This is a genomic window from Fluviispira vulneris (genome assembly GCF_014281055.1).
In the GTDB taxonomy this organism is placed as follows: Bacteria; Bdellovibrionota_B; Oligoflexia; order Silvanigrellales; family Silvanigrellaceae; genus Silvanigrella; species Silvanigrella vulneris.
Genome location: NZ_JACRSE010000004.1, coordinates 252,910 through 264,895 on the forward strand (window position 1 = coordinate 252,910; position 11,986 = coordinate 264,895).

Below are 11,986 nucleotides of genomic sequence, written 5' to 3' on the forward strand. Positions count from 1 at the left end.
GATTTTAATTGAAATTTTTATTTTACTTGATTTTATTTGGTCTATTCATAAACAAAAATGATCCCTATTTATATGCAGACACCTCAGAGTACAACATTGATGAAAAAGAAAAAATCTCTCTTGAAATATTCTCAGAAATTAATAATCTTTCAGAAAATTATGGAAGATTTATAGTTGTGCGAGACCATAATTTATTTGGCTTACATGGGATTTCAAATAAGTTTCTAACATGCCAGATGGATTTACAAAAATGGATAGATAATTGGAGTACATTTATAAAAAATATTCATTTTAAAAATCAAAGCAATATCTATCCTTTTTCTACAGAGATGCAAGACTTTTTTTCCATACAAAGTTTTCAAGCAGAAAGCATTAAGGAAAACTGTTCTCAAGTAATTGAAAAAGCAAATAAATCTTTAGTAATTATTAACAGATCTAGACAATACAGTTCTGAAGTTCTTTCAGAGTTTAGTTATTATCTAAATGAAATTAGCAATTCTAAAAAAAATCTTTACTCAATCTTAGATAAATACATTACAACTTCTAATCTTATTTTAAAAAAATTAGATGAATTAAATATAAAATCTCATAAAAGTGTTTTTTCAAAAATCACTATAGAAATATACAAATTAAATATAAATGAACCTATTAAAATATTAAATGGCTTTTATTCTCTTATAAACGCTTCAAGAGATTTGAATCCATCAGTTGCCAAAATAGATATGACGGAGAAAAAAATGCATGATTATATTGATAAATTTAAATATTTTAGCGCATTAAAATTATACGATCATATTCTTTTAGACTGCGCTAAAACACATAGAGAAATATTAAATAGCACAATAAATTCAAATTATTTAATCTATAATTTTAATAAGATGAAGAGAAGTTGTAGCAACACATATAATGCGTTTATGCGCTTTAAAAAGAAGTTTAAAAGCAAACATGATTACGTTTTGAATTTTATTGAATATACAAAAAATAATACAAAAATAGACTGCAGCAAAAATATCAACATAATCCGATGCAATGAATTTTCAATCATTAAATCCATAAGAATAGAAAAAATTCAAGGATTTTCAGATAAAAAACTTGCATTAATTGAATATAGATTAAATAAAATCTTGGAAGAATATAAACTATGAAAATCAGCATATTTTTAATTTTTGCTTTATTGATGAATTATATTTCAGCATTTGCAAGTTCAGCATTGCTTTGCCATGATGGATATATCGATAACAAAAGACCAGCAATTCCATTCGTACCTTTTCGTATGACAGATAATAAAACAGATAGAGAATTATCACCAGATGATATAATCACAGCAATCGACCGCAATGGAAAAAGTTATCAAGTCAAAGCGGAAGAGTTTTTTTCAAACTTAAATTCAATAGAATATGGCTTAAATCAATGGGGATATTCTCTTCGAGATTCAACAGGAAGTTACAATCTCAGTTCGCTTGATTCATGCCTAAAACTTTTAGAAAATCAAAGAGAAGTTATTAAAAAAAACCTTATTGATGAGCCTGTAAATGAAGTGTTAAAGTACGATGATTGGAAAAAAAAAGTACAGCTTATAAATGAAGAGCAGAAAAAAAAATATCCACGCTTTACTGATCTTATCAAGTATAGAGATCCAGATAAATATAATGAATACACTTCAAAAGTAAACGCCTTCGATGTACCACGCCCTCTCCTTAAGAAAGTAGCTATGACTGTTTTTAAAAAAAGTAAAAATTGGGTTTTCGAGAAAGGAGAAATATCTAAATTTTTAATCGGTGGGAGTGCAGGATATGGTGTTAAAGCTAGCCATCTCGAAGCTTCGAGTTTTGCTCATATGACAATTGATGCTGCTATGCTGAATATTTGGCACGGCAGTGTTTTAAGTGCTAAAACAAGCGCAAGTTCGCCAGGTACAGGCATGGGAAGCCTCAGCCTTTCAGTTAATATTTTTGGTGCTACTTTATTTGCCGTAGACAATGATTTAGATAAAAGTGTTTATGCAAATGAAAAAGAGTTTATAAATACTCCGCTGAATATAGAAAAATCAACACATTTTACTCTTGGCCCCATTCCAATCCGCTTATCTCTTGGCATGCGCGGTAGTAACACAATGCGATGGGGACTCGACGCAAGACCTTTGCAATTACAAAGTTTCTTACAGCATTATGCAGAACTCGATGCATATGCTGTCGCAGCTGTCGATATTTTAATTGCAGGTGTCGGAGTGCATGGAAGACTATTACTCATTTCAGTAAATACACACATTTCAGGTAACGCTCACGTTGAATACAATGACACCCTTTATTTTAAATTAAATCTTGTCGGAAAAACAGATGTTCATACACTATTTGGAGATTTAAAACTTGTTGCTTATGCATATCTTCCCACTTTACAGTTCTGGAAGGGTATTTTAGAAAAAAAAGAATGGTTTAAACGTCTTGGAGAATATCCGGGCTTTAAATACTCTGGTAATATTTTTGACTATTCTGCAACGCTTTCTCCCACAGGTTTTAGTGCAAAAGGTCAGCTCAGCATAGAAGATGTAAATGATCACGTGCAAATTAAAAAAAGTGTGACTCGCAGAGAAGCCATTCTTTCTCTAGAAGATGCCACTCGAAAAAGAGCAAAAGAAACTTTTGAGTCGATTGAAGCAGACTTTAACAGCGAAAATAACAAAATATTATTGTCTGAAGACGAACTCTTAAAGAATCATTCTATTCGAATGAATAATATTTTCAATGATTATGAAAATGAATTAAAAGCAATTGATCACATTGCCGAATATTTGTGATCAAAAAATAGAATAATGAGACATTAAATCTTTACTATTGATGAGCATCATTCCCCTTTTTTTTTATAAGGTCAGTCAGTTTTTTGAATTCATCCGTTTGCTTAAATGATTCTATAGCATCCTGAACTATGCCTATTAATTTGGATGAGGTCCTTGATGTAGTCCCAATGTATTTATCAAATGTTGCAATTGGATCACCAATAACAAAATCTTTCTGAGTTAAATTTTCTTCTTTTGCTAGGGTATTCATTGCATAAGAAGCAACTATATCAATCGTAAACCAAGTATCGATTCTATTGCCAATCAGTTTTTTAAAATTTCTAAGATCTTCTGGATTTTCACTAATATTTTCGATATTAATTCCATTTTCAGGTCTTATGAGCATCGCTCTATATGAAGAGGCACTCAGAACACCTATAGTTGAATTTTTAGCTTCCTGTATTGAATTAATTCTACGTCCTTTTTTCATTGAAACGAAGACAGGATGCGCAGAATATATTTTTGAAACCCAAATAAATTTTTCTTCTCTTTCAGGAATCCTTGTTAAAGGAATAATAAAAGTTTTCATATCCTTATTGTCTAAAGCTTCTTTATAAGCTCTTGCCCAAGGACGCCATTCCAATTTTATTTTTATATTTTTTGCTTTAAATGCTTTTGCAATTATTTTTCCTCCTAAACCTCCCAGCTTGCCACCCGCAGTTTCTTCAACTTCTCCTACAAAACCTGGGTCAGCATATAAAGTGATTTCAGTACAAAATCCTTTTAAACAGAAAAATAAATTTAGGATGAGAATGACATATGTTTTTTTCTGAATACTCATATTTTAACTTAGCCCTCCTAGGTCATAAATTCCAGGATTTTTTAACAAAAAAAATAAAACATGTAAGCATATATCTCTTAGTAATCACAAAGATTTTGACAATAAATAAAGAACAAGTAAAAAGTATATCATCTTATAAATATTAGCATGAATTTATTAATTTTACAAAAACAGACTCGTCTACTAAGAATTTCAAAGTCAAATAAATGCGAATGAAAGATAATATATGAAAATTAAGATGTGCAGGTTTTAGAATTTTTGAGATTATATTATTTGCATTTAATGACAAGTGAAAAATTTATATATACATTCTATTCTGTGAAGCATAATTTTTTGAAAAAAGTTGTATACTTAAAAAATGTTATTTTTTGTAAATATATAAAATTATTTTAATTGACTTTTTAAAAATAAAATTTCTTTTAGACTGACTCAAATACCACTGTGCAGGAATTCTGTTCGTTGAAAATTTCCTAGCAAAAATCTAGTTCAAATTATTTCTCTTTTTAAATGCCAGCAACTCCAAATTAAAGTTACAAGAATGTCATTTTTTTAGACAAACAAATATTTGCTTGTGAATTGTTTTGGAAATTTTCATTATACACTAAGGTAATCTTAAGTATAATGGGTAAATTATATATATTTTTTTAAATAAAAAAAAGCTATTTCCATTTAAAAAGTAAAAGGTATTTAAAAAATGAATCTTTTAAAATCAATTCTGATTCTTTTATCAACGCTAATTATTTCTTGTAAGCCAACAAAAGATGAACACAAAACATCTGAAAACTTTAGTATAATTAACAATTGGAACGATCCGAACCCTGCTCTAACGAGTGAAATCAATACATTTTTGCAAAGTAAAATGAATAATATACCCCCCTGTACTGAAGAGAATGTAAAAAATCATCCAAACTGCAGGCTTGAAAAAATTGAAGCAGGAACAGCGGAACCACTGCCAAGTAGTAAAGGTTACCGAGTAATGCTAATAGATAGCCAAGGCATGATGCTAGCTGCATATACACGCTATCGAAATAGAGTTTTAGAAAATATATTCGAAAATGAAAAGACTGGAGAATATAATGCACGGCCACCAGCTTTATATATTCCTCAAGCTGCAAAGGAAATTTTATTAGACTCTTTTGAGAATCCTGCCTATGAAAAAATCCCTTCTGAGCTTTTAACTCCAAGTATGGATACATTTATTGAAAAATTTCCATTTTTAAATTCTAGCACAGGACATGGAGTTATTATTTTCAATTATTTAGCTAATAATTCTCCCAATAGCCAATTTGTTTTAGTACATGAAAACGATAGTAAATTCAATAGTATTTTATGTGGTAATGAAACAGAAAACAATAAAATAATAAAAATTAGTAAATTATTTGACAAACAAACACAAAGTATTTTAGCGAAAATAAAACAATATGATATTAATTTTATCTCCTATTCTAGGGGCTATAGTACGAAATCATTGCAGAATATCTTAGACGGAAACGAATGCAGAAAAGTTTCACTTGAATTAATTAAAAATATCAATCAAATATATTTTAAGCATTTTTTAGAACCTTTAACTACAAAATCAAAAGCGCTTCTAGTTCAAGCAAACCACCCTTCAAGTTATAAGATAAAAACTATCAATGATGAAAATTTTTATTCAGATTGCCAAGAATTAACCAATAGAGTTCGGGTTGGTACCGCCAATATTCTTGAGCAACCCCTTCCATTTGAAGGAAGTAAAAATATAAAATATCTAAATGAATACGAGAAGAATGCAAAACTCTGTACAGATTTATATATCAATTTTGCTGTTGAAACAAAAAGACCATTTCGCTATAATAAAGGAGTAATTCATATATCAAAAAGTAACATTGGCACTTCTCCAGTTTCTGGTCCTGATATTCATTCTTCCCATGCGACTCCTGTTGCAGTGGCTTATCTTATAAATTTAAAAATGCAATTAAAAAATGACTACCCTAATAATGAGCTTTCGAATGACATGCTTTTAAAAAAACTATATGAAAATAATAATTTTATATTCGATCCAAGTTTACATAAGCAATTACCTATATACGAACTTCGACTCTTAAAATAAGGATTTTTTATGTCACTCAATTTTAAATTATTCTTAGCTCTTTTTTTTAATTTCTCAAAACAAATGCATACAATAAAAAAAATAACAAAGATTAATATAAATAGAAATGGTTTTATGCAAATCGAACTTGATAAATTAAAAACTTATATCTACTTAATTTTAGCAATTTTTTTGATTACAAGCTGTGGTACAAAACATAATAATTTGAACTTAGTAAAACATTGGGAAAATACTGGCAATTGGGAAGATCCAAACCCTGCACTTACAAATGAAGTAAATTCCTATATTCAAAGTAAAGCATCTCTTTTAGAACCTTGCACAAAAGTAAATGCTTCTACCGATCCGAATTGTGAATTAATTCCTATTTTCCTGGTGAAGCGACTGAAAAAAGTAGTAGTTTAGGTTATCGGGTGATGATCATAGATGATGATGGCATGATTCCTGCAGCATACACTCGTTACAGAGGAAGAGTTTTAAAAAATTATTTTGAGGATGAAACAACGGGTCAACTAAAAGAATCTACCATAAGTATAAAAATTCCAAGAGCAGCAAAGGAAATACTATTAGATACCTTTCAAAATCCAGCGTATGAAAAAATGCCTTCTGAGCTTTTAAGACCAAGCTCAAAAATATTTCGGGAGAAATTCAGTGATATGATATACTCCTTGAATCTTATTGGTCATAGTACCTTGATCTTTAACTATATTGCAAATAACAGTCCAAATAGTCAGTTTGTCTTGATTCACTCAGGAATGAATAAATTTAATCAAATATTTTGCTCGAACGATTTATCAGAAAAAGAAAAAATAAATAATATAAGCGCTCTCTTTAAATCACAATCTGATGATATAATTGAAATCATAAATAAATACAAAATAAATTTTATTTCTTATTCCCGTGGATATCATTATGATTCTTTAAGAAAAATTGCTGATAAAAATGATTGCAAAAACACTTCAAATGCACTTATTAAAGCAACAAATGAAGTGTATTTTAAGTCATTTTTACAACCCTTAACAACTCAAACCGAAGCTATTTTAGTACAATCCAATAAAGCTTCAAATAATAAAATTAAATCACTTACTGATGAAAATTATTTTTCAGACTGTCAAAAACTCGATAATAGAGTTAGAGTAGGTCCAGTCAATGACTTTAGTCTCTCAATTCCATTTCAAGGAAGTGATAACTTAAAACTACTGGATTATTCCGAAAAAAATGTTAGGATTTGTACAGATATTTATATAAACTTTGCTGTAAAAAATTATTTTCCTTATACTCAATATAGAAATAGCGTGGTACAAACATCACAAATAAATTTAGGCACTACACCTATTATGTTCGAAGGTAGCTCTAGTTCCAATGCAACCCCTGTCGCTGTCACTTATTTAATGTATCTTAAGATGCAATGGCAGAAACAAAATCCTTATAGAATAATAACAAATAAAATGCTTTTAAATGAATTGTACTTAAAAAGAAATTTTATATTTGACCCAAGTTTATATAAACAGCTCCCAATCTATGGACTTGGTCACTTGCAATAAAAAAGATAAATTACAGAAAAATTTTATTTTAAAATAATAATATAAATAAAAAATTTTATTTATTGAGACATAAATCTATTTGTAATAAATAAATTTAAATAATAATTATTTATTTTATAAAATGCGTCATTTAATTGACACATTCTCATAAAAAAAGAACCATAAAAATTGCTTACCAATATAAGTAAAATTTCAAGAAAATACAATAGATATCGAAATAACTATTTTTACTGTTATAAAAAATAATCTCAAAATCCAAATTAAATGAAGCTTGTATATGAACTAGCATAACTTATATATTACAAGCATAAATTTTTGCCACTAAGAGGAGATAACTATGTTTAATAAAAGATATAATCATTTTTATTTTAGATTTATTATATTGATAGCTTCTCTCACTTTAGGTTTTCAAGCTTATGCTAATAGAATAACGGGACCATCAGACAAAAATGGCAGATGCACTGAAAATTTAGGTGGTGGTGCATGCCAAGAAGAAAGAGAATATGCTTTAAAAGCGGGATGCATAACCCAAGATGAATACAATTCACTTGTTGGTTATAATTCTTATCCAATTTGTGACAGAAAGAACATTCTAAGAGCTTGGTGCTCATGTGGATGCTTTGAAGAAAGCACACGCATTTTTAGCTTCGAAGCCCTCACCAATGATATTGGTTATATTCCTATTAAAAAAATAACTGCAGACAGCAAAAAATATAATGTTGCAAGTGTAAAAGCAGACGCTTCTTTATCACAACTGAATGTCGGTCTATACAATTTAATTTCAACAACCAGTGGACCAGAGGCAGATCCTCTCATCGTTTTTAAAACGCAAAATGGTTTGCGTCTCGCAGTTACAAAAGAACATGCTATTTTACTTGCTGATGGCAGAATGGTCGCAGCAAAAAATGTTAAATTAACTGATGCATTGGTTCTTGCAAATGGAAGACCTATTGCCATAAAATCAATCGAATCTCTCAAGACAGATAAGAATGTTCTCAATTTATTGACGTCAGGAAAATCAAATTTAGAGCACACTCTCTTTGCAGAAGGCCTCATCGTTGGTGATTTGGCTTGGCAAAATAACTTAAAAAATATGTTAAATGCCATTGCGATAAGACAATAGTTTTATCGCATTATTTAGGAATAACCATGAAAAAAAAGATTTTAATTGCAAGTGTATTTGTCTTAACTATTTTTTTCATTTCAAGAAATCTCATTCAAACAGCTCCTGATCCTGTCAAAATCAATAATTCAATGAAAAAGGATAAAGGCGAAAATATTGAAAAAACAACTTTAAATAAAAATTCTGCCAAAAAAAATGAGCTCTTCACTCAAGAGGAGCTAAATAATACTGCGCATTTTATTAAAAGTATGAAAAATGAGTATACAAAATTACAGTTTGAAAATGATTTTCACACTCTTGTTTTACAATCCTATCATCAGAATAATAATATAGCGCAAATATTTAAAAATATTATTTTAGACAATAATTTTGCTCTCGAACTGAGTAAGGAAGATCAAGCTTACGCAAGAGTTTTTGCTATCCAAGGCTTAAAAGAAATTGCTTTAAAATACGATAAAGAGCCTCTACTTCAAACAATGCAAGAGCTCAGCTCTTATTTACAAAATAAAACTGTTCTAGCCAAAGGAGAACAAGCAGATTTAGAAGATCTCTTACGTGGCTATTTATCTATATCTGATCCAATAAATATTGAAGAAAATATTGAACTGCATTTGGCAAAAATGGGATTTAATAAAGATATGAAAAATAGAGAAATTTATGATATTTACGATCAAACTCTCTATTTTTTTTTAGTTGAAAAGCTGGGTCGCGAGAAAGCAAAAGAATTGCTTGGAAAATTTCTTGACACATAAAGGTTTCTTAAATGATCAAAATAAAACTATTATTAGTCAGCTTATCGCTTGCAACAGTGGGCTGCGGAGTTGCAGAAACAAATTTTAGTTTGGTAAATTCCAGCGAACCGGAAGACAACTGGAGCGATCCCAACCCTGCATTGAGCAATGAAGTAAACGCTCTCATCCAAAGTAAGTTGCTGCAAATAAATCCATGCACTAAAAAAAATGAAAATTCGGATCCAAATTGCATTCCTGTCGAGGTTAAAACAAGCAATAATAATTCTTTTGCAAATAATAATAGCTTAGGATATCGCATATTACTTGTAGATAACGGAATGCAAGTTGCTGCACTCACACGCTATAAAGATCGGGTTTTAAAAAATCTTGTTGAAGATAAAAAAACAGGAGATTATATCGATAAAGAAATTAGTTTTAAAATTCCATTAGCAGCCAAAGAAGTTTTAGAAAAAACTTTTGAAAATCCAACTTACAATAATATTCCTTCAGAATTATTAAAACCAAGTTCGAATATTTTTAATGAAAAATTTCTGCATATGATTGAATATATCAATACCTCTTTAGACTTCACAGGCCCCCCACATGGACTTACAATTTTTAATTATTTAGCAAATAATATCCCGAATAGTCAGTTTGTTTTAGTCTATGCAACTGAAAATAAATTAACAGAAATCCTGTGTGATAACGAAATGAGTGAAGATAAAAAATTGGAACATTTAAAATTGATATTTCAAAACCAAGCAAGCAGACTCATAAATGAGATAAAAGAAAATAATATTAGCTTTCTTTCTTTTTCTAAGGGATATTCTAACAAGCAATTAAAAAAAATAGTCAAAGATGAGGGAAGCAAATGCTCTTATGTTTCAGATAATTTAATGACAAAAATTAACAAAGCATATTTTCATAGCTACCTCAAATCACTAACCACAAAAACCGATGTAATTCTAGTACAATCAAATTTAGAAGCCGACTATTATGTCGATCCTAAGAAAGATAGCAATTATTACTCGGACTGTCAGGAATTAAAAAATAGGATAAGAGTTGGAGCAGCAAATAACTTAACAAACTCCATTCCGCCTTTAGGAAGCCATAACATAAGCATATTAGATAATTTCACGAAAAATTCTGAATTATGCACTGAAATGTATATTAATTTTGCAGTACAAAAGAAAAGACCTTTTTTTTATAACAAAGGCGTTATTCAACTATCATCATTTAATATTGGAACAGAAGCAGCGACAGGTTTTGAAATATCATCATCAAACGCCACTCCAGTCGCTCTTTCCTACCTTATTTATTTAAAAATGCAACTTGAAAAAGCCAATCCTGGCAAAGAGATAAGTAATGAAATGCTCATCAAGCGTTTGCAGGAAAATAATAATTTTATATTCGATCCAAGCTTGCACAAGCAATTGCCAATTTATGAGTTAGGATATTTAAAATAAGGGAATACATATGAGCAAAAAAGTTATTTTAAGTCTTTTCGGTTTGATTTTAATTAAGAGTGCATATGCTCTCAAAGTTGAGCCTTACAACAATTATACGCGATTTATTTTTGAACCAAAAGATTTTATTGCCGCAAAAGGTAAGGTAAGTGACACTGCTTGGTATTATCCTGGTTATGAAGAATATAATGATTGTGCTGCAACTACTATTCCAATTTTTTTACCTAAAAAAGCATATATATCTGGTTATGTCACAATAAAATCAACTGCACACACTTGGATAGAATCTCCCCGTGATCTTGCCCGCATTCAACTTTTTAAAGTAAAAACATTTTCAAATTTTGCCGGCCTGAATCAGGAAATCATGACAGCGCCCTTTTATTTATCTGAATTACGGGATATTAAGACTCTCTATTTTAGTGGGAATAGTTCTTATATTCAAGCTAAAACAGAAAATAATCAATTTATCTATTCAAAGTTAATGTTTGATAATCGCAACGAAGCTTGGGATAAAATAAGCTTTTGTTTGGCAAATATTTCTGAAAGGACTGAACTTTATATAAGCGCTTTAACAATTGACGCCATTTATTAAGGAAATCAATATGAAATTAAAATATTTCTTTGTTCCTTTAGTATTTTCATTAAGTGCAAAGGGCTTTGCTTATAGCAATCTCCTGAAATGTGATTATGATGAATATTATAAAACGGCCTGTCGGATTGAGCCACTCGTGTTGAGTGAAAATGATCCTTACCAAATGGATTACTTAATAAAATATGAATATATCTGTGATGGACATAACTTTCAAGTTGGAGCTCAGACGGAAACAGGATATTACGATTTTACTAGAGGGAACAGCGTAAATTCAGTTACGGCTACAGGTCAAGCACGACTCATTATACAAGCTCTCGATCCAGAAAAACTCTATAATAAAATTCTACAAAAAAATTGTTCTGTCCTTGTTAAAGAATTCAATCGCAGACCATCCATTCAGACATTAAATCAATGGACGCAGTACACAAAAATGGAAGTAACTTTGCTTTATTCGTATTTAGACAACTACACTTTAGCAAAGAATTTGGATGATATTGACAATTGGAATTTATCAAAACTTTTTCTTTTAAAAAACAATTTACAGACTCTTGTACAAATCTATCCTCTCAATTTACATTATCGTACCCTTCTTCACACAATTGAAAGTGCCATTAAGAATAAACCTTCTAAAATAGAAATTCCGTCTGAGTCCAAAGAAGAATTGACAATTTATTATCGGAAAAAGCTTGAAAGTGAAATGGACAGCGCAACAAAAATTCTTGAAATATTTAAGCAGTGGAATGTTGTGTTTGAAAAAGATCTCGCAGCAGCAATCGAAGAAATTAAGAATTTTATAAACTAAATTATCTTGAACAGATTTAAAATTGACT

11 protein-coding genes are annotated in these 11,986 nt (G+C 29.8%); 10 read left to right on the forward strand and 1 reads right to left on the reverse strand.

Translation table 11 applies throughout. The features are described from left to right. Positions 1 to 8: 8 nt before the first annotated feature. Both H7355_RS10405 and H7355_RS10410 read left to right on the forward strand, forming a co-directional pair. Positions 9 to 1,145 carry a hypothetical protein gene (locus tag H7355_RS10405; RefSeq protein WP_186647226.1) on the forward strand — a complete coding sequence of 379 codons (1,137 nt, stop codon included), beginning with the start codon at positions 9 to 11 and terminating at the stop codon, positions 1,143 to 1,145. Continuing rightward, on the forward strand, positions 1,142 to 2,794 hold the full coding sequence (locus tag H7355_RS10410) for a hypothetical protein (RefSeq protein ID WP_186647227.1): 1,653 nt from the start codon (positions 1,142 to 1,144) through the stop codon (positions 2,792 to 2,794). The genes H7355_RS10405 and H7355_RS10410 overlap by 4 nt, the downstream gene beginning before the upstream one ends. 34 nt (positions 2,795 to 2,828) lie before the next feature. On the opposite strand, the gene H7355_RS10415 is transcribed toward H7355_RS10410, so the two are convergent. Then, positions 2,829 to 3,614 carry a substrate-binding periplasmic protein gene (locus H7355_RS10415; RefSeq protein WP_186647229.1) on the reverse strand — a complete coding sequence of 262 codons (786 nt, stop codon included), beginning with the start codon at positions 3,612 to 3,614 and terminating at the stop codon, positions 2,829 to 2,831. A 694-nt stretch (positions 3,615 to 4,308) separates the two neighbouring features. Here H7355_RS10415 and H7355_RS10420 point away from each other — a divergent pair. From H7355_RS10420 to H7355_RS10455, 8 genes are all read left to right on the forward strand, one after another. After that, entirely contained in the window at positions 4,309 to 5,703 is a 1,395-nt protein-coding gene (locus tag H7355_RS10420; protein WP_186647231.1) for a hypothetical protein, read from the forward strand. Positions 5,704 to 5,712: 9 nt separating this feature from the next. After that, on the forward strand, positions 5,713 to 6,105 hold the full coding sequence (locus H7355_RS10425; RefSeq protein WP_186647233.1) for a hypothetical protein: 393 nt from the start codon (positions 5,713 to 5,715) through the stop codon (positions 6,103 to 6,105). Between the two features lie 11 nt (positions 6,106 to 6,116). Continuing rightward, positions 6,117 to 7,244: a hypothetical protein gene (locus H7355_RS10430; protein WP_186647235.1), complete on the forward strand. Its 1,128-nt coding sequence runs from the start codon at positions 6,117 to 6,119 to the stop codon at positions 7,242 to 7,244. A gap of 337 nt (positions 7,245 to 7,581) precedes the next feature. Then, entirely contained in the window at positions 7,582 to 8,367 is a 786-nt protein-coding gene (locus tag H7355_RS10435) for a Hint domain-containing protein (protein WP_186647237.1), read from the forward strand. Between the two features lie 26 nt (positions 8,368 to 8,393). Then, the gene (locus H7355_RS10440) at positions 8,394 to 9,119 is read left to right on the forward strand and encodes a hypothetical protein (RefSeq protein WP_186647239.1); all 726 of its coding nucleotides are present in this window, start codon (positions 8,394 to 8,396) and stop codon (positions 9,117 to 9,119) included. Between the two features lie 11 nt (positions 9,120 to 9,130). Further along, entirely contained in the window at positions 9,131 to 10,564 is a 1,434-nt protein-coding gene (locus H7355_RS10445) for a hypothetical protein (RefSeq protein ID WP_186647240.1), read from the forward strand. 10 nt (positions 10,565 to 10,574) lie between these two features. After that, positions 10,575 to 11,156 (forward strand): hypothetical protein, encoded by a 582-nt coding sequence (locus H7355_RS10450; RefSeq protein ID WP_186647242.1) that lies wholly within the window; start codon positions 10,575 to 10,577, stop codon positions 11,154 to 11,156. 10 nt (positions 11,157 to 11,166) lie between these two features. Continuing rightward, positions 11,167 to 11,958, forward strand: a complete 792-nt coding sequence (locus tag H7355_RS10455; protein WP_186647244.1) for a hypothetical protein — start codon at positions 11,167 to 11,169, stop codon at positions 11,956 to 11,958. Positions 11,959 to 11,986 lie beyond the last annotated feature (28 nt).

Bases quoted from the DNA above. Each gene is read 5' to 3' on its own strand.
- H7355_RS10440 (WP_186647239.1), top strand. From the start codon at position 8,394: ATGAAAAAAAAGATTTTAATTGCAAGTGTATTTGTCTTAACTATTTTT.
- H7355_RS10450 (WP_186647242.1), top strand. From the start codon at position 10,575: ATGAGCAAAAAAGTTATTTTAAGTCTTTTCGGTTTGATTTTAATTAAG.
- H7355_RS10410 (WP_186647227.1), top strand. From the start codon at position 1,142: ATGAAAATCAGCATATTTTTAATTTTTGCTTTATTGATGAATTATATT.
- H7355_RS10430 (WP_186647235.1), top strand. From the start codon at position 6,117: ATGATCATAGATGATGATGGCATGATTCCTGCAGCATACACTCGTTAC.
- H7355_RS10455 (WP_186647244.1), top strand. From the start codon at position 11,167: ATGAAATTAAAATATTTCTTTGTTCCTTTAGTATTTTCATTAAGTGCA.
- H7355_RS10435 (WP_186647237.1), top strand. From the start codon at position 7,582: ATGTTTAATAAAAGATATAATCATTTTTATTTTAGATTTATTATATTG.
- H7355_RS10425 (WP_186647233.1), top strand. From the start codon at position 5,713: ATGTCACTCAATTTTAAATTATTCTTAGCTCTTTTTTTTAATTTCTCA.
- H7355_RS10420 (WP_186647231.1), top strand. From the start codon at position 4,309: ATGAATCTTTTAAAATCAATTCTGATTCTTTTATCAACGCTAATTATT.
- H7355_RS10415 (WP_186647229.1), bottom strand. From the start codon at position 3,614: ATGAGTATTCAGAAAAAAACATATGTCATTCTCATCCTAAATTTATTT.
- H7355_RS10445 (WP_186647240.1), top strand. From the start codon at position 9,131: ATGATCAAAATAAAACTATTATTAGTCAGCTTATCGCTTGCAACAGTG.